Origin of the sequence: Flavobacterium jumunjinense (assembly GCF_021650975.2) — a bacterium.
GTDB lineage: Bacteria > Bacteroidota > Bacteroidia > Flavobacteriales > Flavobacteriaceae > Flavobacterium > Flavobacterium jumunjinense.
This window is the reverse complement of record NZ_CP091285.1, coordinates 912,686-939,028: the sequence shown is the minus strand read 5'-3', so window position 1 is coordinate 939,028 and position 26,343 is coordinate 912,686. Positions and strand designations below refer to the sequence as shown.

General features: G+C 31.7%; 17 protein-coding genes and 1 riboswitch. Of the genes, 15 read left to right on the top strand and 2 right to left on the bottom strand.

What is annotated here, in order from left to right:
* Positions 1-28 precede the first annotated feature (28 nt).
* Positions 29-2,731 (top strand): TonB-dependent receptor, encoded by a 2,703-nt coding sequence (locus tag L2Z92_RS04380; protein ID WP_236457627.1) that lies wholly within the window; start codon positions 29-31, stop codon positions 2,729-2,731.
* A 19-nt stretch (positions 2,732-2,750) separates the two neighbouring features.
* Here the strand turns inward: L2Z92_RS04380 and L2Z92_RS04375 are convergent, their stop codons facing one another.
* On the bottom strand, positions 2,751-3,776 hold the full coding sequence (locus L2Z92_RS04375; protein ID WP_236457626.1) for an RDD family protein: 1,026 nt from the start codon (positions 3,774-3,776) through the stop codon (positions 2,751-2,753).
* 125 nt (positions 3,777-3,901) lie between these two features.
* Positions 3,902-5,188, bottom strand: coding sequence for a methionine adenosyltransferase (gene metK / locus L2Z92_RS04370; RefSeq protein ID WP_236457625.1), 1,287 nt, complete (start codon positions 5,186-5,188; stop codon positions 3,902-3,904).
* Between the two features lie 576 nt (positions 5,189-5,764).
* Between metK and cysD the strand changes: the two genes are divergently transcribed.
* The 14 genes from cysD to metH all read left to right on the top strand — a co-directional run bounded on the left by cysD (position 5,765) and on the right by metH (position 26,283).
* On the top strand, positions 5,765-6,670 hold the full coding sequence (gene cysD / locus L2Z92_RS04365; protein ID WP_236457624.1) for a sulfate adenylyltransferase subunit CysD: 906 nt from the start codon (positions 5,765-5,767) through the stop codon (positions 6,668-6,670).
* 34 nt (positions 6,671-6,704) lie between these two features.
* On the top strand, positions 6,705-7,937 hold the full coding sequence (locus tag L2Z92_RS04360) for a sulfate adenylyltransferase subunit 1 (protein WP_236457623.1): 1,233 nt from the start codon (positions 6,705-6,707) through the stop codon (positions 7,935-7,937).
* A gap of 11 nt (positions 7,938-7,948) precedes the next feature.
* A complete protein-coding gene (gene epsC / locus L2Z92_RS04355) occupies positions 7,949-8,776 on the top strand; it encodes a serine O-acetyltransferase EpsC (protein ID WP_236457622.1) in 828 nt (275 codons plus the stop codon).
* Between the two features lie 25 nt (positions 8,777-8,801).
* Positions 8,802-9,713, top strand: a complete 912-nt coding sequence (gene cysK / locus L2Z92_RS04350; RefSeq protein WP_236457621.1) for a cysteine synthase A — start codon at positions 8,802-8,804, stop codon at positions 9,711-9,713.
* Between the two features lie 83 nt (positions 9,714-9,796).
* A complete protein-coding gene (gene cobA / locus L2Z92_RS04345; RefSeq protein WP_236457620.1) occupies positions 9,797-10,615 on the top strand; it encodes a uroporphyrinogen-III C-methyltransferase in 819 nt (272 codons plus the stop codon).
* Positions 10,605-12,302 carry a diflavin oxidoreductase gene (locus tag L2Z92_RS04340; RefSeq protein ID WP_236457619.1) on the top strand — a complete coding sequence of 566 codons (1,698 nt, stop codon included), beginning with the start codon at positions 10,605-10,607 and terminating at the stop codon, positions 12,300-12,302. Before cobA ends, L2Z92_RS04340 begins: the two co-directional genes overlap by 11 nt.
* A 99-nt stretch (positions 12,303-12,401) precedes the next feature.
* On the top strand, positions 12,402-14,042 hold the full coding sequence (locus tag L2Z92_RS04335; protein WP_236457618.1) for an NADPH-dependent assimilatory sulfite reductase hemoprotein subunit: 1,641 nt from the start codon (positions 12,402-12,404) through the stop codon (positions 14,040-14,042).
* 11 nt (positions 14,043-14,053) lie between these two features.
* The gene (locus L2Z92_RS04330; RefSeq protein ID WP_236457617.1) at positions 14,054-15,505 is read left to right on the top strand and encodes a TSUP family transporter; all 1,452 of its coding nucleotides are present in this window, start codon (positions 14,054-14,056) and stop codon (positions 15,503-15,505) included.
* A 507-nt stretch (positions 15,506-16,012) separates the two neighbouring features.
* Positions 16,013-17,305 carry an O-acetylhomoserine aminocarboxypropyltransferase/cysteine synthase family protein gene (locus tag L2Z92_RS04325; protein WP_236457616.1) on the top strand — a complete coding sequence of 431 codons (1,293 nt, stop codon included), beginning with the start codon at positions 16,013-16,015 and terminating at the stop codon, positions 17,303-17,305.
* Positions 17,306-17,466: 161 nt separating this feature from the next.
* Positions 17,467-18,453 carry an alpha/beta fold hydrolase gene (locus L2Z92_RS04320; protein WP_236457615.1) on the top strand — a complete coding sequence of 329 codons (987 nt, stop codon included), beginning with the start codon at positions 17,467-17,469 and terminating at the stop codon, positions 18,451-18,453.
* Between the two features lie 5 nt (positions 18,454-18,458).
* Complete coding sequence (gene thrA / locus L2Z92_RS04315) at positions 18,459-20,870, top strand: bifunctional aspartate kinase/homoserine dehydrogenase I (protein WP_236457614.1); 2,412 nt, start codon at positions 18,459-18,461, stop codon at positions 20,868-20,870.
* A 64-nt stretch (positions 20,871-20,934) separates the two neighbouring features.
* On the top strand, positions 20,935-22,107 hold the full coding sequence (locus L2Z92_RS04310) for a trans-sulfuration enzyme family protein (RefSeq protein ID WP_236457613.1): 1,173 nt from the start codon (positions 20,935-20,937) through the stop codon (positions 22,105-22,107).
* 137 nt (positions 22,108-22,244) lie between these two features.
* Positions 22,245-22,366, top strand: a riboswitch (SAM riboswitch).
* Between the two features lie 252 nt (positions 22,367-22,618).
* Complete coding sequence (locus L2Z92_RS04305; RefSeq protein ID WP_236457612.1) at positions 22,619-23,608, top strand: homocysteine S-methyltransferase family protein; 990 nt, start codon at positions 22,619-22,621, stop codon at positions 23,606-23,608.
* On the top strand, positions 23,608-26,283 hold the full coding sequence (gene metH, locus L2Z92_RS04300) for a methionine synthase (RefSeq protein ID WP_236457611.1): 2,676 nt from the start codon (positions 23,608-23,610) through the stop codon (positions 26,281-26,283). Before L2Z92_RS04305 ends, metH begins: the two co-directional genes overlap by 1 nt.
* Positions 26,284-26,343 lie beyond the last annotated feature (60 nt).

Genomic DNA, 26,343 nt, shown 5'->3' with positions numbered 1-26,343 from the left:
GTATATAATAGTAAATGAATTTCTAAAAATGAAAAAATATCTCTTAATTGCCTTTTTGTTCGTTGTTTCAATAGGTTTTTCTCAAAACATACGTTTTGAAGGTGTTGTTAAAGACAGTACGGGTTTAGGGTTGGAAATGGCTAATGTTATGGCTATAAATAATGACACTAAAGCAATGGATGCGTATGCGATTACAAATGAAAACGGTAAATTTATTTTAAATTTAAAAGCAAGCTCTTCCTATCAAATAAAAGCAAGTTATATTGGGTTTCAGTCTTATGAAAAACAAGTAGATACAAAAACTGCAAATATGGTTTTTGATATCGAAATGTCGCAAGGTGTTCAATTAAAAGATGTTGAAGTGGTTTATGAGATGCCAGTTTCGATATCCGGAGATACAATTATCTATAATTCGGACTCATTTACTAACGGAACTGAAAAAAAATTAGAAGATGTCCTGAAAAAATTACCAGGTGTTGAAGTTAATAAAGATGGAGAAATTCAGGTAGAAGGGAAAACGGTTCAAAAAATAATGGTTGAAGGGAAAGATTTTTTTGATGGAGACACAAAGATTGCTACAAAAAATATTCCTGCCGATGCGCTAGATAAAATTCAGGTACTAAGAAATTATAATGAAGTGTCGAATTTAAAAGGACTTGAAAATAACGAGGAAAGCATAGCAATTAATATTAAATTAAAAGAAGGAAAAAAGAATTTCTGGTTTGGAGATGTAACGGCTGGTGTTGGAGTTGGTCATGAAGAAGATCGTTACTTGATAAATCCTAAATTGTTCTATTATAGTCCTAAGTATAGCATCAATGTAATTGGAAACCTTAATAATATTGGAGAATTACCGTTAACAATGCGTGATTATTTTAAGTTTACAGGTGGATTTAAAAATATGATGCGTAAAGGAGGTTCAAGTTTTAATGTGTCATCAAACGATTTAGGTATTCTTGGATTAAGAAACGATCAAGCGGCAAATATAAATACAAAGTTTGGTGCGGCTAATTTTAGTTACAACCCTTCAAAGGCATGGACATTGAGTGGTTTTGGAATATTCTTAGGGAATAAAACCGACGTGCAAACTAATTCTGTAAACGATTTGCCAGAAGGTGCTTCTGTGAATGCCGTAGAAGAAAAAGAAGATATTTCAAGACAAAAAAGTGATTTAGGAATTTTTAAATTGAGCTCAAGCTATGTGCCTTCTACAAAATTGCATTTTGATTATGATGCTTTATTGAAGTTTTCAAATCAAAAAGAAAATCAAAGTGTTTTTTCTACAGAATTAGGTGATATTTATACCAATAAAAACCAAAAACCTTTCAGTATCAACCAAAACTTGAATTATTATTATACATTGAATGATAAAAATGTTTTCGCATTTGAAAGTCAGCATTTATACCAACAAGAAGATCCTTTTTATAATGCTAATTTGCAAAATTTAGCTTTTAATTTGGGTTCAGATTATAATACAATGCAGGTTCGAGATGATATTTCGCAACAACGTTTTGTGAAAACAAATAAAATTGATGTTAAGTTTGATTATTACTATATGCTAACTCCAAAAAGTAATGTAAATATTACTGTCGGAAATACCTATTCGTATCAAAATTTTGATTCACATATTTTTCAAGTGTTAGATAATCAATCTGTTAACGATTTAGATTCTGAGGATAGTAATAATGATGTTAATTATGCTTTTAATGATGTGTTCTTAGGGCTACATTATAAATTTATAAAAGGAAAATTCACATTTAACCCAGGATTTAGTGTGCATAATTATAGTACAAATGATGTGCAGTTGGGAACAAGTAATAAACAAAGTTTTAATCGATTTCTTCCAGATTTCTTTGCACAATATCAAATTAAAAAATCGGAAAGTTTAACTTATAATTTTTCATTGTCTAACAATTTTACAGATATTGTTAAGTTATCAGAAGGCTTCGTTTTTTCAAATTATAACAGTCTATTTAGTGGAAATCGTAATCTAGAAAATTCATTATCACAAGTGCATAGTCTTCGCTATTTTAAGTATAATATGTTTAATTTCGAAAACATATTTGCAAACATAACTTATACTAAGCAAGTAGATGCTATTAAAAATAAAGCGTTGTTAACAAGTGCAAATCAGGTTACTTCTGCGGTAAATATAGATTCTAACTTTGCAGATGAAACATTTTCAGGAGCAGCAAATTACGGACGTTCTTTTGCAAGATATTATAAAGCTTCAGCGGGTTTAAGTTTAAATTGGAGTAAATTCAATAATATTAGAGTGTTGCCAACAACAGAAGAAAACATTCAAACAACAGAATCATTCTCTCAAAATTATAATGTTCGATTTTCAACAAATTTTAAAAAATATCCAAACTTGAGTTTGCAATACGCTTTCAGTATTAATGACAATTCAAGTAGTGTTTTCTATACTGATAACCCTTCTGTTGAGTTGGAGTATTTCTTTTTAGAGGCATTTTCTTTTGTAACTGAATATAGTTTCTATCACAATAGAAATAAGGAAAAAACTATTGACACCGAATATGATTTTCTTTCATCGAGCTTAACCTATCAAAAGAAAGACAGTAAAGTAGAATGGAAACTTTCTGGTACAAACTTGTTAAATACTAAAGCATTGAATAGTAATAGCTTTAATCAATTAGGAGGGACAAATAGTTTTTCAAGCTATATAGTACAGCCTAGATATATTGTTTTAAGTATGAAATATAATTTGTAGCCGTTAATACATATGTTTTTTAAAACTTATATTTATTTAATCCGTAAATAACTGAAATAAGAACAAATAATAAAATAAATAAAATTGAGTAAATCTGTGAGTTCCCTGTTTTTTTGTTTTTTAAAACAGTTGTATTGGATAGGTCATCATGCCATCCAGTTTTGCTGAAAAAACTAAAAGGCTCAAAGGGAATTAATCTAGAAAATGATCTTCCAATAACTGTTGCGAAACTAAGTTTGCTTTCTGTAGTTGAATGAATCTGAGTTTCAGTTAATGCTTTAGCTGGGGAAAGATGAAATATGCCTTCGCTGATAATGTAATAAATTAGTCTGCTAATGGCTAAAAAAAGAATTAAAACAGTACTTTCTCCTATTTCATTTCCTAAATTATAAATGCTTTCTCGATATTCTGTACTTCTTGCTAGTCCAAAAATGTTTGGTGAGAATATTAAAATCACAAAAAAAGTGTCTAAAATGTAATTTAAAAATCGATCTCCAATTGTTGCTTTTTCATAAGGGATTTGTCTTGTGTTTTCTTTGCTAAGTGATTGATTTATTATTTCGCGAGCACTCACTCTTTCTTTAATTTCATTTTTATTAATGCTCACTGTTATTAATGTTTTTAATGAGTTAAGATGGTTAATTGCTTTGTATGCGAAGAAAATCCAGAAGATATTGGTAGTTGTATAGTAAAATGTTAAGCCTGGCTGGTTTTTAATGAAATGAGTAATGTTAAATAACGAAAAAATTAAACTCACTGATTTTGAAACAAAAAAGAATAGTAGTGTAAAATGTAATAAACGACTCTTCTTTTGATTGCTTAAATGATAAATTATGGTCCCAATTAGTAAGGTTAATAAGAAGATGATCCCGTTAAGTGAAATTGAAGTGTAAGTTCCTTCATTGTTATTAGGCAGTACTAATTCGTTCTTAAAGTGTAGAAGGTCGAAATGAATAGGATTGAAAAATTTTAAAATGTAAAATATGTATTCGTAATTGTTTTTTGAAAAAAAATCATAATCAATGAAAGAAATTATAAAACTCATTGTACAATAAAATATACAAATAAAGGTGATTTTATTTTTCATAATGTGTAAATTTTGACAATAATACAAAAAAACCTGATTCTATAATTTGAATCAGGTTTTTTTATATTGTGTTTTGAGAAATATTACAATCCAAAAGCAGTTTTTACTTTGTCTACAAAATCTAATTTCTCCCAAGTAAATAACTCAACAGTAACTGTCTTGTCTTCTCCATTTGGTAAACTAAATGTTTTAGTTACTGTTTCAGGAGTTCTACCCATGTGTCCGTATGCAGCTGTTTCGCTGTAAATAGGATTTCTTAACTTTAAACGTTGTTCAATAAAGTAAGGGCGCATGTCAAAAATACCTTCAACTACTTTGCTTATTTCTCCATCTGTCATTTTTAAACTAGAAGTTCCATAAGTATTTACGTTTATTGAAGTTGGTTTAGCAACACCAATAGCATAAGAAACTTGTACTAAAATCTCACTAGCTACTCCAGCAGCTACTAAATTTTTTGCAATGTGACGTGTAGCATAAGCTGCAGATCTGTCAACTTTACTTGGGTCTTTTCCGGAAAATGCACCACCACCATGTGCTCCTTTTCCACCATAAGTGTCAACTATTATTTTTCTACCTGTTAATCCAGTGTCTCCATGAGGTCCGCCAATTACAAATACTCCTGTTGGATTGATGTGATAAGTAATTTCGTTATTGAACAAGTGAGCGTATTGTGGGTACTTTGCTTTTATTCTTGGAATTAAAATAGATACTAAATCATTTTTAATTTTTGCTAACATTTCGTCTTCAGCTACAACTTTATCTTCTCTTGAGCTTGATTTAGGTTTAACAAAATCATCATGTTGAGTTGAAATTACAATTGCATCAATTCTAACGGGTTTGTTGTCATCAGAATATTCTAAAGTAACTTGCGATTTGGCATCTGGACGCAAATAAGTTATTTCATTATTTTCTCTTCTTAGGTTTGCTAATTCAATTAATAAAGCATGAGATAAATCTAAAGCCAAAGGCATGTAGTTCTTAGTTTCATTAGTTGCATAGCCAAACATCATTCCTTGGTCTCCTGCTCCTTGCTCTTCTTTGTTAGCTTTGTCGACACCTTGGTTAATGTCTGCAGATTGTTCGTGAATAGCAGATAAAATTCCACAAGAATTGGCCTCAAACATGTACTCACTTTTTGTATAACCAATTTTTTTGATTACTTCTCTTGCAATTTGCTGTACATCTAAGTAAGTGTTTGATTTTACTTCACCAGCTAAAATTACTTGACCTGTTGTTACAAGTGTTTCACAGGCAACTTTCGATTCTGGATCGAATGCTAAAAAATTATCAATTAATGCGTCACTAATTTGGTCAGCAACCTTATCTGGATGTCCTTCACTCACAGACTCTGACGTAAATAAATAAGCCATATTCTATATATTTTTAAAATTAAATGAAGAAAAATTGTGATGCAGAAAACCTAAAGTAGTAGTAAATGTACTGCTTTAGCATTTTTTTATTCAAGCTCTTACTATATAGTAATGAGTAGAATAGAGGTTGCAATCAGTTCAAATTTTTCCTCTTATTGTTCATTGCAAATTTAAGTAATCAAATTGAATATCAAGCCCTTTTTTAATTTATTTTAAATAAAAATTTATAAATCATCAAAAACTGCAATTGACAATAATATAATATGTATTAGGTGTTTTGATTAGTTTTTTTTTCTTAAAAAATAACTAAATAAAGCAAAATTTAGAAAATTTACCTATTTTGTTTTTGTTTTCGGAAAATGTTTCTAAATTTGCCTCATCAATAATTAGGAAAACAATGAAATCAATTTTTTGCAATATGTGTTGTATGATGTGGAAACTTCCGCAGAGACATTCTATTGCCTAAAAATAAAATTTTTAATATAGTCAATTGAAACCTCTGCATATAGCAGGGGTTTTTTTATATCCAGAAACAAAAATAAAAGTTAAGTAAATAGTAATTATAGATTTAAAAAAATGGCAAAGAATAATGATTATTTAGAACAGTTGGAAAACGAAGCGATATATATTCTTCGGGAAACAGCAGCACAGTTTGAAAATCCAGCACTTTTATTTTCTGGAGGTAAAGACTCAATCGTATTGGTGCATTTAGCATTGAAGGCTTTTCGACCAGGGAAATTTCCATTTCCATTAGTACATATTGATACAGGACATAATTTTCCCGAAGCTATTGCTTTTAGAGATTATTTGGTTAATAAAATTGGCGAAAAACTAATTGTAGCTTCTGTAGAGGAAAGTATAGTGAAGTATAATTTAAAGGAAACACCAGGTCGTTTTCCTTCTAGAAATGCATTGCAAACCTATGCGCTTTTAGATGCTATTCAAGACAATGGTTTTGATGCATGTATTGGTGGGGCAAGGAGAGATGAGGAAAAAGCACGAGCAAAAGAACGTATTTTTTCTGTTAGAGACGATTTTGGACAATGGGATCCAAAATTACAACGTCCAGAGCTATGGGATATTTTAAATGGTAAAGTGCAAAAAGGAAATAATGTGCGTGTTTTTCCAATCAGTAACTGGACGGAATTAGATGTTTGGAATTATATTAAAAAATATGATATAGAATTGCCAAACTTGTATTTCGCACATGATAGAGAATGTATTGTTCATCAAGATAGGCTGGTAGCGACTTCGCAATTCATTCAACCTTTAGAAGGAGATAAAGTAGTTTTAGAAAAAGTGCGTTATAGAACAGTTGGAGATATGACTTGTACAGCAGCAGTGTCTTCAAATGCAGAAACAATTGAAGACATAATTGAAGATATAATTCAAACAAGAATAAGCGAAAGAGGACAGACACGATTGGATGATCAATTGTCTGAAGCAGCAATGGAAGATAGAAAGAAGCAAGGATATTTTTAGGAGAGAAGTAAGAAGATAGAAAACAGAAAAAAACATGAATACATTACGATTTATAACAGCTGGAAATGTAGATGATGGGAAAAGCACATTAATTGGACGATTATTGTATGATTCTGATTCAATTCACACAGATCAATTAGGTGTTTTACAGAAGCAAACAAAACAAGAAGGTGTAGATATTGATCTTTCCTTAATTACTGATGGATTGCGTGCCGAGCGCGAACAAGGAATTACAATAGATGTTGCCTATAAGTATTTTTCAACTAAAAAGAGAAAGTTCATTATTGCAGATGCTCCTGGGCATGAACAGTATACTCGAAATATGATTACAGGTGCTTCAAATTCAGATTTGATAATCATTTTGGTTGATGCTCGAAAAGGAATAACAGAACAAACGAAACGTCATGCTAGCATTGGTTCTTTAATGGGGATTCAAAAAGCGATATTGGCGATTAATAAAATTGATTTGGTTAATTATTCTGAAGATGTATTTAAAGAGATACAATCTGATTTCGAAAAAATTAAATCAGAACTAAATTATAGTTCGATAACATATATTCCTGTTAGTGCTTTGGCTGGAGATAATGTGGTTGCAAAATCAGAAAAAACGCCTTGGTATTCGGGTAAAGCACTATTAGAAACTTTAGAAGAAATTGAAATAGCATCGACTGTAAACCTAGAATCCCGTTTTCAAGTACAATGGGTTATTCGTCCAAAAGATGAACAATATCATGATTATAGAGGTTATGCGGGATTAGTTTTAAGTGGAAGCTATGAAGTAGGTGATGAAATTGTGGTATTACCTGCGAATATAACAACTAAGATTAAAACAATTGAAAAAAATAATATTTCTGTCGATAAAGTAATTGCAGGAGAAAATGTGGTGCTTCATTTTGAAAATAATATTGATATTAGTCGAGGTGATGCTATTGTGAAAAAGGATGAATTGCCAACTTCGGCTAACGAATTAAAATCTTGGATTTCGTGGTTAGATGATAGTGCGCTTCAAATTGGAAAAACCTATTTATTACAACACCGTTTTAAAACAGTTCGAGTGAAAATTCAAATCATTAATCAAAAATGGAATATTAATGATTGGGAATTTGTTGCGGCAGATGAAATAAAGTTAAATGATATTGCTCAAATTACATTGAAAACAAATCAACCTTTGTTTTATGATACTTTTGCTAATAATCCAAAATCGGGAAATGCAATACTTATCGATGAAACAAGTTTAAATACTGTTGGAGCATTAATGTTCTTGTAAAATACTGTCAAATGAAAATGGATAAATTGCAATTATTACACAAATCAAATTTTTCACAGACGCGTATTTATTTTGATAAGCGACAAGTTGAATCTTGGCTTGAAGATTTTTTTATATGGATTTTTTGTATTAAAAAAGAGTATGAAGATTTTTCTATTTTTCAACGTAAAGAAGATGAATTAAGAACCGAATTGAGTCGTTTTATAAAGCAAGTTGGTTCTACTTCTGAAGTCTCAAATAATAAAGCAATATCTTTTTTTGAAGAGATAGCAGTTTTGCATGAAACTTTAGTGTCCGATTTAAAAGTGATTTTCGAGTTTGACCCTGCAGCAAAATCAAAAGAAGAAGTTTTGTTGTCCTATCCTGGTTTTTTTGCAATTGTAGTTCATCGATTAGCGAATAAACTTTGGAAAAGTGAAGTGCCAATTTTACCACGATTAATTTCAGAATATGCGCACAGTAAAACAGGAATAGATATTCATCCGGGAGCAACTATTGGGAAGCGTTTTTTTATTGATCATGGAACAGGTGTTGTAATTGGAGAAACAACAATTATTGGTAATGATGTAAAAATTTATCAAGGTGTAACATTAGGTGCTTTGAGTGTAAGCAAGGATAAAGCAAAAGAGAAAAGACATCCAACAATTGAAGATAAAGTAGTTGTCTATGCAAATGCAACAATTCTTGGAGGAAAAACAACAATAGGAAAAGGTGCAATTATTGGAGGAAATGTATGGATAACAGAGTCAATTCCTTCACAATCGTTGGTTTTTCATAAAAGCGAAATTGTTATAAAATCAAAAAACAAATTTCCAGAGCCAATCAATTTTAGTATATAAATAAACAACAATAAAAATTATAAGTATGAGAGTAGAAAACGTATTACAAACAATTGGAAAAACACCAGTAGTTAAAATAAATAGATTATTTGGTGAAAATAAAAACGTTTGGATAAAATTAGAAAAAACAAATCCAGGAAACAGTATTAAAGATCGTATCGCATTAGGAATGATTGAAGATGCCGAAGCAAAAGGTTTGTTGAATAAAGAAAGTGTTATTATTGAGCCAACATCAGGAAACACAGGAATCGGTTTAGCATTAGTGGCTGCTGTAAAAGGCTATAAAGTAATTTTGGTAATGCCAGAATCGATGAGTGTAGAACGTAGAAAATTAATGGAAATTTACGGAGCTCAATTTGAATTAACTCCTCGTGAAAAAGGGATGAAAGGAGCTATTGAAAGAGCGGCAGAATTAGTAAAAGAAATACCAAATGCTTGGTCTCCTTTGCAATTTGAAAATCCAGCTAATGTTGAAGCGCATAAAAAAACAACGGCATTAGAGATTATTGAAGATTTTCCAGAAGGCTTAGATTATATTATAACAGGTGTTGGTACAGGTGGACATATTACAGGTATTGCTTCGGTTTTAAAAGATAAGTTTCCAAATTTAAAAGTTATTGCTGTCGAGCCAGAATTATCTCCAGTTTTAAGTGGTGGTGCTCCAGGACCACATCCATTACAAGGTATTGGTGCGGGTTTTATTCCTGAAAACTATAATACAAATTTAATAGATGAAGTAATTACAGTTTCTAAAGAAGATTCTTTCGATTTTGCTAGAAAAAGTGCTTTGCAAGAAGGAATTTTAGTAGGGATTTCTACAGGTGCTTCGTTAGCTGCAGTAGCAAAAAAAGTAGTGTCTTTGCCAGATGATGCAGTTGTTTTAACCTTTAACTATGATACAGGTGAAAGATACCTTTCAGTAGAAGGATTGTTCTAAAAATATACAAATAATTAAAAATTTGCAACGCTAATTAGTCTACTAGTTCGATAGAATAATAGTGTTTGTGTTCCGATAAAAAAATGATACAAATTTCAAATAAAGGGAAGGTAATATTGGCTGGAGCTGGTCCTGGCGATCCCGATTTAATAAGTTTAAAAGCACTAAAATATCTGAAAATTGCAGATGTAGTCCTAACAGATAGATTAGTTTCTCCTGTTTTAGTAGATGAATATGCTCGAAAAGATGCTGAGGTGATTTACGTAGGTAAGCAATGTTCTAAAGGAATTCATACACCTCAAAAAGATATTAATGAGCTAATGCTAGAATTTGCCTTAATGGGAAAATTAGTGTTGCGATTAAAAGGTGGTGATGTTTCGTTATTTTCTAATGTTTTAGACGAATTAAACGTCTTAATTGAAAACGGTATTGCTTATGAAATTGTACCAGGTGTTTCGGCTGCTTTTGGTGCTGCTGCATATACAGGTATTCCTTTAACTGCAAGAGAGCATTCAAGAGGTGTCCGTTTTCTTACTTTATATGATTTAAAGAATGTAACTGAAAATCAATGGAAAGACTGGGCTTCTACAGAAGATACTTTAGTTTTTTATATGAGCGGACAACGTTTGAATACGCTAACAGAGCAATTGTTAAATAATGGTATAGAGAAGCAAAAAGGGATTGCAATTGTACAACAGGCCACTACACCAGATCAAAAAACAACAGTTTTTAAGTTCGAAGAGCTTGAAACGAAACAGTTGCCCGAATTTGAATATGTGCCAACTTTATTAATCATTGGAAATGTGGTAAATCTGCATCAAAAATTTTCTTGGTTTACTGAAAAAACAAGAACAGAATCCTATTTCGATAATCATAAAATACTTTTTCAAAATGCTATCTGAAACTAAATTAAGTTTATTACAACAACTGGTGCAAAATGCATCTCACGATGAAATTATCTGGACAAAAGGCTATTTAGCTGGGTTTTTAGACAAAAATAGTGGAGGAATTCAAATTCCAATAAATACAACTCCTGAAAAAGTAGCGGTAAAACCACTAATTATTTATGGAACAGAAACGGGGAATTCTAAAAAAGTAGCTTCACAGTTATTAGCTACTTTTAAAAAGAATAAAATTCAAGCAAAGGCTGTTGATGTTTTTCAATTTGATAATTCAAAATTAGAAAAAGAGACGCTTGTTTTATTCGTAATGAGCACGCAAGGTGAAGGTGAGTTTCCTCAAAATGCAGTTCAATTTTATGACTATTTAAAAACAACTGATTTAGATTTAAAGAATGTTTCTTACGCTGTTTTAGGCTTAGGTGATTCATCGTATCCTCTTTTTTGTAATGCAGGTGTTTTGTTAGATGCTGTCTTAACTGAAAAAGGAGCAAAAAGATTATTACCATTGGTAAAAGCAGATGTTGATTTTGCTCCCGATGTATTAGTTTGGGAAAAAGAATTGCAGGCTGCCTTTGCAAATCAAGCAACTTCAACTTCTGTTTCTACTGTTAAAACTTCCACTTTTCTGCATAAGAAGAATTATACTGGAGTAATTACAAATAAAATTATTTTAAATGATAGAGGTTCAAATAAAGAAACCTATCATATTGAAATTGTTTCTGATGATGAAATAAGCTATGAACCTGGTGATGCATTGGGAATTGTTCCAAAAAACAAAGTAGAAGATGTCGCTTTTATTATTGACTATTTTAAGGTTGATGCAAATCTTGAAATTGTTATAAAGGAAGAGAAAAAAACGATTGAAAAATGGTTGTTAGAAAGAAATATAAAAGGATTAAGTAAGCGTTCATTAGGACAATTAGCGACAATTTTAGGTGTTTCAATTGATTTTGAAAAAGCAGATTTGATAGATGTGTTGCAATTATTTTCAAAGCCAACTACTCTTAAAATTGAAGAGGTAATAGAAATTCTTTTACCAATTGCTCCTCGTTTGTATTCTATTTCTTCTTCTGCGGAAGCACACGATGGAGAAGTGCATTTAACGGTTAATCTGAATAAGTTTGCAGTAAACAATGTGTTTAAGACAGGATTAGCTTCTCAATTTTTAGCAGATTATCCTGAAAATGCTTCTATCGATTTCTATATTCATAAAAATCAAAATTTCAGATTACCAAACGAAGATACAGATGTTATCATGATTGGTCCAGGTACAGGAATTGCACCGTTTAGAAGCTTTATTGCGCATAGAGATGCAACAGGAGCCGAAGGGAAAAATTGGTTGTTTTTTGGAGAACAACATTTTGTGTTGGATTTCTATTATCAAACTGAAATTCAAGAATGGATTACAACAGGTGTTTTAACAAGGTTAGACACTGCTTTCTCTCGTGATCAAGAAAAGAAAATTTACGTGCAAGATCGTATTCGCGAGAAAGCAAGTGAATTTAATGCTTGGTTAGAAAATGGAGCAAGTTTATATATCTGCGGACAGAAAAATCCAATGAGCTTGGATGTTGAAAATGCAATTCTAGATGTTTTAATTCAGGAAAGAAACATTACTAAAGAACAAGCGCAAGAGGTTTTAGAAAATTTAGAAACAGCAGGAAAATACCAAAAAGACGTGTATTAAATAAAGTCATAAGTGAATAGTAATTAGCTTTAAACTAAGCGATTTACTATATGCTAATCACTAAATACTAATAACCAATCACTAAAAAAATAAAATAAAATGAGCGAGAAATTATCACCAATAGAAGCTATAAAAACAAAAAGTGACGGACTTAGAGGAACGTTAAAAGAAAGTATCGATTTAGATAACCATACTGGAAATGTACGTCCAGATGATGAAACATTAGTAAAGTTTCATGGAATGTATGTGCAAGATGATAGAGATAGACGTGCAGAAAGAGCTGCAAAAAAGTTAGATAAATTATATTCTTTCATGATTCGTTTGCGAATTCCAGGTGGTGTAATTAATGCAGAGCAATGGATTGCTACTCATGAAATTTCAGAAGAATTTGGAACAGGAACATTAAAGATTACAACACGTCAAACGTTGCAATTACACGGATTATTGAAACATCAACTACGTCCAACAATTCAGGCTTTTAATGTTGCAAAATTAGATTCTATTGCCGCTTGTGGAGACGTAAATCGTAATGTTATTGCAAGTTCGCATCCACAATTATCTCCATTGCATAAGCATATTCATGATTATGCAGATAAAATATCAACTTTATTATTGCCCAAAACGCAATCTTATTATGATGTTTTTATTGATGGAGAAAAAATATACGAGCGTTCAGCAGAAGCTGATCCATTATATGAAGATCGCTATTTACCTAGAAAGTTTAAGATTGCAATTGCAATTCCACCAAGTAATGATGTAGATGTTTTTACAAACGATATCGGACTTATTGCAGTTATAGAAAACAACGAATTGAAAGGGTTTAATATCGCAATTGGCGGTGGCTTGGCAACTACACATGGAAATCCGAATACGTATTCTCGTTTAGCAAGTATTATTGGTTTTACAGATACTGAAGAAAAAACTTTGAAGGCAGTATATGAAATTCTTACGGTTCAAAGAGATTTTGGTAATCGTGTAGATAGAAAATTATCGCGTTTGAAATATACTGTAGATAAGTTAACGGTTCAAGGTTTTAAAGAAGAACTAGAAAAAAGGATTGGGTTTAAGTTTGCTCCAGAAAAACCTTTTGTATTTACAGAACGTTCTGATCGTTTTGGATGGGAGAAAAATGAAGAAGGAAGATGGTTTTATACCCTTTTTATAGAGCATGGAGTAGTTCGTCCGTATCAAAAAGAGTTTCTACATGAAGTAGCTAAATTAAATGTATCCAATTTTATTTTTTCAGGAAACCAAAATTTAATTTTAGGTGAGATTTCGGAAAATGACAAAGCAAAGGTTGAAGCTTTGATTTTGTCTTATGAGGTTGAAAAACAAGATAGTGTTTTGAGAAAAAACTCAATGGCTTGTGTGGCTTTGCCTACATGTCCTTTGGCTTTGGCAGAGGCACAGCGTTATTTGCCTGTTTTGGTAACTAAAATTGAACCTATTTTAGAAAAATACAACCTTCAAAATGATGAGATAACAATTCGTATGACGGGTTGTCCAAATGGTTGTGGTCGTCCATATGTTGCAGAACTTGGTTTTGTAGGAACTGGTCCAGAACAGTATAATTTCATGTTAGGTGGTGATCGATATGGAGAACGTTTGAATAGATTGTATAAAGAAAAACAAACTGAAGGTCAAATTCTAGAAGAAGTAGATACTTTGTTAGGAAAATATGTAAAAGAAAGAAATCAAGGAGAAACTTTTGGAGACTTTGCATTTAGAACGGTACTTTAAATGGTGAAATCATGAATAATACATTATTTCCAGTATTTCTAAAAACGGAAACAGCACATTTTTTAATTGTTGGTGGTGGAAATGTAGGTTTGGAAAAAACAGAAACTTTACTAAGACAAAATCCGTCTATTAGAATTACAATCGTTGGAACAATTATTTATCCGAAATTGAAGGAAATAATAGATTCTCATTCTAATATTGATGCTTTTGAAAGACCTTTTGAAGAAAATGATTTAAATACTATCGATTTTGTAATTATTGGAACAGATAGTCCAGAGGTGAATTTGGAAGTGAGAAACTTAGCGAAATCAAGAGGAATAAAAGTTAATGCAGCAGATCAACCTGCTTTGTGTGATTTTTATTTAGGTTCAATTGTAAATAAAGGAAGTCTAAAAATTGCCATTTCTACCAATGGAAAATCACCTGTTTTAGCAAAAAGAATGCGTGAGTATTTTACAGAAATAATTCCAGATAATATAGAAGAAAGTTTAGATGTGTTGAATAAATTTCGATCCAATCATAAAGGTGATTTTCAAGAAAAACTTCATGATTTGAATCGATTAACGCAAAGTTTTGAAAAAAAGAAAAAAGAGGATGGACGAAATAAATACAAACGGTTGGCTTTTATGTTGGCTTTGTCGTTCCTAATGCTTTTTGTTGGTTTCGGTTTGTCAAACTTTTTGTCTTTTTCAGATTTTAAATCAGCACTTAGTGAAATCCCAAATGAGTTTTATTATATGCTTTTAATTGGTTTTGTTGCGCAATTAATAGATGGAGCAGTCGGTTTAGGATATGGGGTTACTTGTGCAACGAGTATGATGCTTTTAGGTGTAAAATTGCCAGCTATTAGTGGAAGTATTCATACCGCAGAAATGTTTTCGAGTGCTATAAGTGGTTATTCGCATTATAAATTTGGTAATGTAAATAAGCGAATGTTGTTTTGGCTGTCCATATTTGGTGTTTTGGGTGCTGTTTTAGGTGCTTCATTGTTAATTTATTTGGGTAGTGAATATGAAAAAATAGCATATGTTATTTTGTCAACCTATACATTTATAATAGGAATTCGACTTTTGGTTTTAGCTTTTAAGAAAATTCAAATGAAGAAAAAGATCAAGTTTCTTGGTTTTTTAGGCTTTTCTGGTGGATTTATGGATGCTTTTGGCGGTGGTGGTTGGGGACCAATAGTTACTTCTACATTGTTGGCAAAAGGAAGAAAGTCGAAATATGTTGTAGGAACAGTTAGTTTGGCAGAGTTTTTTGTTACACTTTCGGCATCTATTGTGTTTTTTGTTTCATTAGGTGTAAGTCATTGGTATGTTGTCCTCGGACTTATTATTGGTGGTGTTTTTGCTGCTCCAATTGCTGCTAAATTAGCAGGAAAGTTGCCTAGAAAAGCAGCTTTAATTGTGGTTTCAGTTTTGGTGATAGTGTTTAGTATAAGAATGTTATTTAGGATAATTTAGGAAAACGATATTCACTAGATTTTTTGTCTTTTTTAATTCGCTTTTTTAGTTTAATATTCTTAAATTAAATATATAAATAATAAAATTTAGAAAATAAATCTAATTATTTTTTTTAAACGGAAAAATATTCTAGTTTTGTCTCGTTAAATAAAGGAATAGAAAATGATTTTCAAAATATGTAATATGTGTATGATGATTATGTGGAGGAATTCGCAGAGGTTTTCTATAGTATAATTAAAAAGTAACTATAAGCCTCTATGAAAATAGAGGCTTATTTGTTTTAAATAGAATTTTAAAAATTAATAATAATGAAAAGAGAGAATAACAAAATAATGATGATGTGTAAAATGAATATGTGCATGTGCACTATGACTTACCATTGCCAAAAGCGAAAGATTTAATTTTAGTTATCTTCTATTTTTAAAAAAGTCCTTTTAGTAAGCTAACCTAAAAGGGCTTTTTATTTGATACCACAGTAAACAATATAATAATTTAAAAAAAACAAAAATGAGTACACAAAAATTTTCAACAAACGCACTTCACGCTGGTCACGATGTAACAAAGACACAAGGAACAAGATCAGTGCCGATTTATCAAACATCTTCTTATGTTTTTAATGATTCAGATCATGCAGCAAATTTATTTGGTTTAACAGAAGCTGGGTATATTTATACACGATTGAATAATCCAACAAACGATGTTTTAGAACAACGTTTAGCACAATTAGAAGGAGGAATTGGAGCTGTTGTTACTGCATCAGGAACTTCAGCAATTGGAACAGCTTTGTTAGTGTTGCTAAAAGCGGGCGATCATATTGTTGCGTCAAGTAGTTTATATGGTGGAACCTATAACTTGTTGAGTGTTACTTTACCAAGATTAGGTATTACTACCACATTTGTAGATCCTTCAAATCCAGAAAATTTCGATAAAGCAATTCAAGAGAACACAAGAGTAATTTTCGCAGAAAGCTTAGGGAATCCAAAATTAGATGTCTTAGATTTAAAAGCAATATCTAAAGTTGCTAAAGAAAATAAAGTTCCGTTTGTGGTTGATAATACAGTGGCTACACCTTATTTATTGAATCCAATCGAACACGGAGCAGATGTGGTAATTCATTCGCTAACAAAATACATAACAGGAAACGGAACATCTCTTGGTGGAGTAATTATTGACGCTGGAAAGTTTGATTGGACTAATGGGAAATTTCCTGAATTCACAGAGCCTTCAGCAGGATATCACGGATTAAAATATTATGATGTTTTGGGAGCAGCTTCGTTTATTGCAAAAGTAAGAATTGAAGGGTTACGCGATTTTGGAGCAGCTCTAAGTCCGTTTAATGCTTTTCAAATTATTCAAGGTTTAGAAACATTAGCTATCAGAATCAAGAAACACAGTGAAAATGCATTGGCTTTGGCAAAATGGTTGCAAGAACAAGAACAAGTAGCTTGGGTAAATTATCCAGGTCTTGAAGACTCACAATATTATGCATTAGCACAACAATATTTACCAGAAGGACAAAGTGGTGTGGTTACTTTCGGATTAAAAGGTGGTTTTGAAGCGGCTAAAAAAGTAGCAGATAACACAAAATTGTTCTCGCTTTTAGCTAATATCGGTGATACAAAATCATTAATTATTCATCCGGCAAGTACAACACATCAACAATTATCAGATAAAGATCAATTAACAACGGGTGTTTCTAAAGATTTAATCAGATTGTCTGTTGGTTTAGAAGCTATTGAAGATTTAAAAGCAGATTTACAAGCAGTTTTTGAAAAACTTCCTGTAGAGAGTATTGCGTAATTTCTATAGGTTTAGAGATTGTTGAAGAAGAAGCCTTTGTTTCAGATTGAAAATAAATTCTGGTTTGTGTTTATAAAGATGAGTTGTGATAGTTCTCTTTTTTCGGTTTGAAATGAATCTTTTTTGACAGTCTCTTTTAATAAAAACTTTATCTCTTTAAAATGCTTGATTTAAAAAAAATAGTAATTAAGAATTGGGTTTTAGAAAACAAAACAACACTAAAAAACGTGAATTTGTTTTATGAAACTTTTGGGCAAGAATTAGGAACAGCACCAGTTGTGTTGGTTAATCATGCTTTAACAGGAAATTCAACTGTTGTTGGGGAAAATGGTTGGTGGAATGATTTAATTGGTGAAAATAAAACAATTGACACAAAATTTTATACCGTTTTAGCAATAAATATTCCAGGAAACGGATTTGATGGTAATGAAGAAAATCAGATTGTCGATTATAAAAATTTCACAATAAGAGATATTGCTAGCGTTTTTTGGCAAGTTGTTTTTCAATTGAAAATAGAATCACTTTTTGCTGTTATTGGTGGAAGTTTAGGCGGAGCAATTGCTTGGGAAATGTCTGTTTTAGAGCCTAATTCAATTGAGAATGTAATTCCTATTGCAACCGACTGGAAAGCAACCGATTGGATGATTGCTAATGTTTTGGTTCAAGATGTAATTCTGAATAATTCTTCAAGTCCTATTCAAGATGCTCGTGTTCATGCCATGTTATTGTATCGAACACCAGAATCGTTAAAAAATAAGTTTGAAGGAAAAGTGAATCCGAAAAATCAACGGTTTGAAATTGAAAATTGGTTATGCTATCACGGAGAAAAATTAGAACAACGTTTTCAGTTAGCGTCTTATAAATTGATGAATCATTTGTTAAAAACAAATGATATAACTAGAGGAAGAGAGCGTTTAGAAAATGTAATAAGTAATGTGAAATCAAATATTCATATCGTTTCAATAGATACGGATCGTTTTTTTGTAGCCAAAGAAGATAAAGAAACTTACGAAGTTTTAAGAAAAGTTAAGAGCAATGTGTATCATCATAAAATACAATCCATTCACGGACATGATGCTTTTTTAATTGAATACAAACAGCTTAATGAGATTTTAGAAAACGTATTCAATATAATTTATATAAAATAAAAAGAATGAAAATATTAAAGTTTGGAGGTAAATCTCTAGCAAATGGAGAAGGTTTATCAAAAGTAATTCAAATAATTGCTCAAAAATTTTTCAGTAACGAATCGATAGTTGTGGTAGTTTCTGCAAGAGCAAATGCAACAAACGAATTAATTGATTTGTTAGAGAAAGCTCAAAAAGGCGATAATTATGAGAAAGATTTAGAGTCTTTTAAAGAATATCAGCAAAATGAAATAAAAGAAGATGTCTTTGCAGAAGAATTTCATCAATTAGAAAAACTATTAGAAGGCGTTAGTTTATTGAGAGATTATAGTCCGCGAATTAAAGATCAAATTGTAGCAGTTGGTGAATTGCTTTCTGCAAAATACTTAACTCATGTGTTAAATGAGAAAAAAGTAAAAGCCAATTTTGTAGATGCACGTCAATTAATAAAAACCGATGCCATTTTTGGTAACGCACAACCTTTAGATATAATTTCTAAAAAGAACAGTATTCAATTTTTTAATAATCAGCCAGAAGGTGTAAATATTGTAACAGGTTTTATTGCCTCTACGGTGAGTAACGAAACTACAACTTTAGGTAGAAACGGTAGTAATTATACGGCTTCATTATTGGCAAATTATTTAGATGCGGAAGAATTTCAGAACTATACACATGTAGATGGAATTTTTACAGCTAATCCAGAATTAGTAGTAAATGCAAGAAAAATTGAGAAATTGTCTTTTAATGAAGCGAATGAATTAGCCAATTTTGGAGCAAATATTCTACATGCAAAAACAATAATTCCTTTAGTGGAAAAAAATATTCCTTTACGAATATTAAACACTTTTAATCCCGATAGTTATGGAACGCTTATAACGGCTGAGCAAACTGATGAAGGAATAAAATCACTTTCTATTTTAAATAATGTTTCACTTATTAACCTAGAAGGTCGTGGTCTTTTAGGAAAAACAGGAGTTGATGCAAGGATTTTTAGAGTAATGGGTGATAATAATATTAGTGTTAGTATCATTTCTCAAGGTTCTTCAGAAAGAGGTATTGGTATTGTTGTAGAATCAGACAAAGCTTCGAAAGCGCTAATAGAGCTAGAGAAAGAGTTTGAAAATGATTTTTATACTAAAGATGTAAACGGAATTACCGTAAACGATAACATCGCAGTAATTTCAATAATTGGTCAAGATTTGAGTACGTTTCATAAACCCTACACGGCATTAATTAAAAATAAAATTGTTCCTATATTATTTAATAATACAACTACAGGAAGAAATATAAGTCTAGTGATTCATAAAGGAGATTTAAAACGCGCATTAAATGTAATTCATGGTGAAATTTTCGGTGTTTCAAAGAAAATAAACATCGCGGTTTTTGGTCACGGATTAGTTGGTGGGACATTAATCAATCAAATATTAAATTCTGCTTCAGCGATAGAAAAAAGAAAAAATATTGCTTTGAATGTTTTTGCAATTGCAAACTCTAAAAAAGTGCTACTAAATAATAACGGACTAAATAACGATTGGAAAACGGCTATAGCGGATAATGGTAGTGAATATTCGGTAGAAGATGTGGTAAAATATGCAAGAGAAAATCATTTAGAAAATCTAATTGCAATAGATAATACAGCAAGTGCAACATTTGTAGAAAACTATTCTTATTTAATCGAAAACGGATTCGATTTGGTTTCTTCAAATAAAATAGCGAATACTTTAAGTTATAGTTTCTATAAGGCGTTACGTAAAACTATTGAGAAAAATCAAAAGAACTATTTATATGAAACCAATGTTGGCGCTGGTTTACCTTTGATTGATACAATTAAATTATTGCATTTGTCAGGAGAAAATATCACAAAAATTAAAGGCGTTTTTTCGGGTTCATTGAGTTATTTGTTTAATACCTTTTCTAATGAAAATAAAAACTTTAGCGATGTACTTCAAGAAGCGGTAGATAGCGGATATACAGAACCTGATCCTAGAGAAGATTTGTGTGGAAACGATGTGGCAAGAAAAGTGTTGATCTTAGCAAGGGAACTCGACTTGCAAAACGAATTCGACGAAATTAAAATCGACAATCTAATTCCAGAACATTTACAAACTATTTCTCAAGATGAATTTTTTGAAAGAATAGAAGAGTTTAATCCAATATATCAACAAATAAAAGAAGGGCAAGAACCAAATCATGTATTGCGATATATAGGTGAATTATCGGGCGATTTGCAAAAAGAAAAAGGAGTCTTAGAAGTGAAATTAGTTTCTGTTTCAGAAAATTCAGCTTTAGGACAATTAAAAGGATCCGATTCTCTATTTGAAATTTATACAGAATCCTATGGGGAAAGACCAATTGTGATTCAAGGAGCAGGAGCAGGAGCTTCTGTTACAGCAAGAGGTGTTTTTGGAGATATACTAAGATTAGCAGAAAAAAATTAATAACCAATATTTAATTCGTAATGTTTTTTTAAACAGTTTAACGATTAAACAACTAAACAACTATATGAGTCAGCAAGATTTTGGTTTCGAAACACAAGCCATTCGTACACAAGTAGAACGTTCACAACATTTAGAACATTCGGTTCCGTTATATTTAACCTCAAGTTTTGTTTTTGAAGATGCAGAAGATATGCGTTCTTCATTTGCGGAGGAAAAAGTTAGAAATATTTATAGCCGATTTTCAAATCCAAATACAACCGAATTTGTAGAGAAGATTTGTCAAATGGAACAGGCAGAAGATGGTTGTGCTTTCGCAACAGGAATGGCGGCAGTATATAGTACTTTTGCGGCTTTATTAAATGCGGGCGATCATATTGTTTCGGTAGGAAGTGTGTTTGGGTCAACACATACATTATTTACAAAGTATTTTCCGAAATGGAATATTACAACTAGTTATTTTGATATAAATAAGCCAGAAACAATAGAAAGTTTCATTCAGCCAAACACCAAGATACTTTTTGCAGAATCGCCAACAAATCCAGCTGTTGATGTTCTAGATTTAGATTATTTAGGGCAAATTGCAAAAAGACATAATCTTATTTTAATTGTAGATAATTGTTTTGCAACACCCTATCTTCAAAATCCAATTAAATTTGGAGCAGATCTTGTCGTGCATTCTGCAACCAAATTAATAGATGGTCAAGGTAGAGTTTTGGGCGGAGTTGTAGTTGGTAATCAAGAATTAGTAAGGGAGATTTACTTGTTTTCTAGAAACACAGGTCCAGCAATGTCTCCGTTTAATGCTTGGGTGTTGTCTAAAAGTTTAGAAACATTAGCAATTCGTGTCGAAAAACATTGCGAAAATGCATTGAAAGTAGCTCATTTTTTAGAGTCACATCCAAATGTAAAAAGGGTAAAGTATCCTTTTTTACCATCGCATCCGCAATATGAAGTAGCAAAAAAGCAAATGAAATTAGGTGGAAATATTGTGGCATTCGAAATTGAAGGAGGAATAGAGAAAGGAAGACAATTCTTAGACAAAATAAAGTTTTGTTCACTGTCTGCTAATTTAGGAGATACAAGAAGTATTGTAACACATCCTGCTTCAACTACACATAGTAAATTGTCAACAGAAGAACGATTGGCAGTGAGTATTATTGATGGTTTAGTGCGTGTTTCAGTTGGATTAGAAACAGTAGAAGATATTATTAACGATTTATCTCAAGCGTTAAATTAAAAACACAGATTAATTAACTGTTATTTTTGTTTTAATTAGTTTTTAAAACTAATTTATAAAATAAAATTATAAAAATATAGATATAATTTCTAAAAATTAATTTTATGATTACATTTGTAATGTTCTTAAATAGTATGTTGTTATCATGAAAGCTGGAGGGAATAGACCCGTTGAAAGCTTAGCAACCCTACTTCTTGTAGAAGGTGCTACATTCTAGTTTAAGTGCTGATTTTTTTCAGTGTTTAGGCAAAGATAACTTGGTTTTTTTCCATTTTTCATGATTATCATTTTGTATAATTTTCAGCTTGCAATTAATTGAAGCGGATGTTTTGCGCTGTTTTAGAAACTATTTTCCTGCTGTTCACTATATCTTTTTTTAGATTATTTATTACGCTTAATTGTAATCTAAAAAAAGGATGTCGTTTCCATCAGGGCTATAAGGGATTTATGTCGATTTTTTGGTAACAATTGACTTTTTGTCTATTGTTAACCGTAAACTATTAACTGAAATATGTCAAAAATTAATCAAGCAATTAAAGAAAGAATTCTTGTTCTCGATGGAGCAATGGGAACCATGTTGCAACGCTATAATTTCTCTGAAGAAGATTTTAGAGGAGAACGATTTGCAGCTTTTCAGCATCCGTTAAAAGGAAATAACGATTTATTGTCTATCACACAACCTGAAGCAGTAAAAGAAGTTCACCGATTATATTTTCAAGCAGGAGCAGATATTGTAGAAACCAATACGTTTTCTGGAACTACAATTGGAATGGCTGATTACCACATGGAAGACTTAGTTTATGAATTAAATTATCAATCGGCTAAAATTGCACGTGAAGTTGCAGATGAGTTTACAGATAGGTCTCGTTTTGTAGCTGGTGCAATTGGTCCAACAAACAGAACAGCAAGTATGAGTCCAGATGTTAATGACCCAGGTTATCGTGCTGTTACTTTCGATGATTTACGAATCGCCTATAAACAACAAGTAGAAGCTTTGATAGATGGTGGTTGCGACCTTCTTTTGGTAGAAACTATTTTCGATACTTTAAATGCAAAAGCAGCTTTGTTTGCAATAGAAGAAGTTAAAGAAGAAAGGCAAATTGATATACCAATTATGGTTTCTGGAACAATTACCGATGCTTCTGGTAGAACGTTATCTGGTCAAACGGTAGAGGGTTTTTTAATATCAATAGAACATATTCCTTTGTTGTCTGTTGGTTTTAATTGTGCTCTTGGAGCCGATCAGTTAAAACCTTATTTGAAAAGATTAGCACATAATACACAACTGAATATTTCGGCACACCCAAACGCGGGTTTGCCAAATGCATTTGGAGAATACGATCAAACACCAGAAGAAATGCAAGCGCTCATTCGAGAATATTTAGAAGATAGTTTGGTAAATATTATTGGTGGTTGTTGCGGAACAACTCCAGAACATATAAAGTTGATTGCAGATGTTGCAGCAGAATTTAAACCTAGAAAAATACAAGTTGAAGCATAATGAAAGAAGGTGTGTGTAAAAAATATTTAAAATTATCGGGTCTAGAACCATTAATCGTTACTCCAGAAAGCAATTTCATAAATGTAGGAGAAAGAACGAATGTTACAGGTTCTAGAAAATTTCTTCGTTTAATTAAAGAAGAAAAATATGATGAAGCATTAGATATTGCAAGACAACAAGTAGAAGGAGGAGCGCAAATCATCGATATTAATATGGATGAAGGAATGCTTGATGGTGTTTACGCAATGACGAAGTTTCTAAATCTTATCGCTGCCGAACCAGATATTGCTCGTGTTCCTGTTATGGTCGATAGTTCCAAATGGGAAATAATCGAAGCAGGTTTAAAAGTAATTCAAGGTAAAGGAGTAGTAAATTCGATTTCCTTAAAAGAAGGTGAAGATAATTTTAGACATCAAGCTAGATTAATAAAGAGATATGGTGCAGCTGTAATTGTCATGGCTTTTGATGAAGATGGTCAGGCAGATACTTATGAAAGAAGAATAGAAATTTGTAAACGTTCCTATGATATCTTGGTAGATGAGGTGAAATTTCCAGCTGAAGATATTATTTTCGATCCCAATATTTTTCCTGTTGCAACAGGAATGGAAGAACACCGATTAAATGCATTAGATTTTTTTAGAGCTACAAAATGGATTCGTGAAAACTTGCCTCATGCAGGAATTTCTGGAGGAGTAAGTAATGTTTCATTCTCTTTTAGAGGAAACGATACGGTTCGGGAAGCCATGCATTCTGTTTTCTTGTATTATGCGATTCAAAACGGAATGACAATGGGGATTGTAAATCCCGAAATGTTAGAGATTTACGATGAAATTGATAAAAACTTATTGGAGCATGTTGAAGATGTAATTTTAAACAGAAGAGATGATGCTACCGAACGACTTTTAGATTTAGCAGAAAGTTTTAAAGGAGATTTTAAAGTTAACGAAAAAGCGATAGCAGAATGGAGAAGTGGTTCTGTGCAAGAACGTTTAACGCATTCATTAGTAAAAGGAATCGACGAGTTTATAGAAAATGATGTTGAAGAAGCACGAAAAGATGCGTTAAAAGCAATTGAAGTTATCGAGGTAAACTTAATGGCAGGAATGAATGTTGTTGGAGATTTATTTGGTAGCGGAAAAATGTTCTTGCCGCAAGTTGTAAAGTCAGCAAGAGTAATGAAAAAAGCAGTTGCTTATTTACTTCCTTTTATTGAAGAAGAAAAAGTAGGTAAGTCGTCAAGTGCAGGAAAAGTATTAATGGCTACGGTAAAAGGTGATGTACATGATATTGGTAAAAATATTGTTGCGGTTGTTTTAGGGTGTAATAACTTTGAAATCATTGATTTAGGAGTAATGGTTTCTCCGGAAAAAATTATTGAAACAGCAATTAGAGAAAATGTTGATATTATAGGGTTGAGTGGTTTAATAACGCCTTCTCTAGATGAAATGGTTTATTTGGCGAAAGAAATGGATAAGCTGAATATTCAGATTCCTATAATGATTGGTGGAGCAACAACTTCTCGTGCACATACAGCAGTAAAAATTGCTCCAGAATATAGACAAACGGTTGTGCATGTTAATGATGCATCAAGAGCAGTTACGGTTGCAAGTAATTTACTGCAAACAGAAACTAAGTTTTCCTATGTAAAAGGAATAAGAGAAGAATATGATAAACTTAGAGATGGTTATTTAAATAGAAGTAGAGAGAAAAATTTCCATGCTATTGAAGAAGCAAGAAAAAATAAATTTAAAATAGATTGGGAAGCTTTTGAGCCTGTAAAGCCGAATTTTATTGGAACAAAAACGATTTCTGTTGATTTAGCTGAATTGATTGACTTTATCGATTGGACTCCTTTTTTTCAATCATGGCAATTATTCGGAAAGTATCCAGCTATTCTTACTGATGAAGTTGTTGGTGAAGAAGCGACAAATTTGTTTATCGATGCGCAAGCTATGTTGAAAAAGATAACTTCAGAAAAATGGTTCACCGCAAAAGGAATTTTAGGAATTTTTCCAGCCAATCAAGTAAACGATGATGATATTGAACTTGTAACTTCTAACGGAGTTGAGAATTTCTTAACGCTACGTCAACAATCTCAGAAAACTGCTGGAGCACCAAACATCGCTTTATCTGATTTTATTGTGCCAAAAGAAACAGGGAAACAAGACTACATGGGGTGTTTTTGTGTTTCTACAGGTTTTGGAGTAGATGAAAAAGCAGCAGAATTTGAAAAAGAATTAGACGATTATAATGCTATTCTTGTAAAAGCACTTGGAGATCGTTTTGCTGAAGCCTTTGCGGAATATTTGCATTTGAAAGTTAGAAAAGAAATTTGGGGCTATGCTTCCAATGAAAGTTTATCTAACCATGAGTTGATAAAAGAAGAGTATAAAGGTATAAGACCAGCACCAGGTTATCCAGCTTGTCCTGATCATTTAGAGAAACCAACCATTTGGAAATTGTTAAATGTAGAAAAAGAAATTGGAGTAACGCTTACGGAAAGTATGGCAATGTGGCCAGCGGCTTCGGTTTCAGGATATTATTTTGCAAATCCTCAAAGTAAATATTTTGGATTGGGAAAAATAAAAGAAGATCAGGTTGAAGATTATGCCAAAAGAAGAAATATAACATTAGAAGAAGCTACAAAATGGCTTGCACCAAACATAGCAGATTAAATTAGTCATAAAGTCAAATGTCATAAGGTTTTTAAATAGCTTTCGACTTTCGATTTTCAA

What these genes read in the sequence shown, in the direction of transcription:
- metK (WP_236457625.1), bottom strand. Translation starts at nt 5,188, where the DNA reads ATGGCTTATTTATTTACGTCAGAGTCTGTGAGTGAAGGACATCCAGAT.
- L2Z92_RS04340 (WP_236457619.1), top strand. Translation starts at nt 10,605, where the DNA reads ATGCTATCTGAAACTAAATTAAGTTTATTACAACAACTGGTGCAAAAT.
- L2Z92_RS04325 (WP_236457616.1), top strand. Translation starts at nt 16,013, where the DNA reads ATGAGTACACAAAAATTTTCAACAAACGCACTTCACGCTGGTCACGAT.
- epsC (WP_236457622.1), top strand. Translation starts at nt 7,949, where the DNA reads ATGAAAATGGATAAATTGCAATTATTACACAAATCAAATTTTTCACAG.
- L2Z92_RS04360 (WP_236457623.1), top strand. Translation starts at nt 6,705, where the DNA reads ATGAATACATTACGATTTATAACAGCTGGAAATGTAGATGATGGGAAA.
- L2Z92_RS04375 (WP_236457626.1), bottom strand. Translation starts at nt 3,776, where the DNA reads ATGAGTTTTATAATTTCTTTCATTGATTATGATTTTTTTTCAAAAAAC.
- L2Z92_RS04305 (WP_236457612.1), top strand. Translation starts at nt 22,619, where the DNA reads ATGTCAAAAATTAATCAAGCAATTAAAGAAAGAATTCTTGTTCTCGAT.
- cysK (WP_236457621.1), top strand. Translation starts at nt 8,802, where the DNA reads ATGAGAGTAGAAAACGTATTACAAACAATTGGAAAAACACCAGTAGTT.
- L2Z92_RS04310 (WP_236457613.1), top strand. Translation starts at nt 20,935, where the DNA reads ATGAGTCAGCAAGATTTTGGTTTCGAAACACAAGCCATTCGTACACAA.
- L2Z92_RS04320 (WP_236457615.1), top strand. Translation starts at nt 17,467, where the DNA reads ATGCTTGATTTAAAAAAAATAGTAATTAAGAATTGGGTTTTAGAAAAC.
- thrA (WP_236457614.1), top strand. Translation starts at nt 18,459, where the DNA reads ATGAAAATATTAAAGTTTGGAGGTAAATCTCTAGCAAATGGAGAAGGT.
- cobA (WP_236457620.1), top strand. Translation starts at nt 9,797, where the DNA reads ATGATACAAATTTCAAATAAAGGGAAGGTAATATTGGCTGGAGCTGGT.
- L2Z92_RS04335 (WP_236457618.1), top strand. Translation starts at nt 12,402, where the DNA reads ATGAGCGAGAAATTATCACCAATAGAAGCTATAAAAACAAAAAGTGAC.
- metH (WP_236457611.1), top strand. Translation starts at nt 23,608, where the DNA reads ATGAAAGAAGGTGTGTGTAAAAAATATTTAAAATTATCGGGTCTAGAA.
- L2Z92_RS04330 (WP_236457617.1), top strand. Translation starts at nt 14,054, where the DNA reads ATGAATAATACATTATTTCCAGTATTTCTAAAAACGGAAACAGCACAT.
- cysD (WP_236457624.1), top strand. Translation starts at nt 5,765, where the DNA reads ATGGCAAAGAATAATGATTATTTAGAACAGTTGGAAAACGAAGCGATA.
- L2Z92_RS04380 (WP_236457627.1), top strand. Translation starts at nt 29, where the DNA reads ATGAAAAAATATCTCTTAATTGCCTTTTTGTTCGTTGTTTCAATAGGT.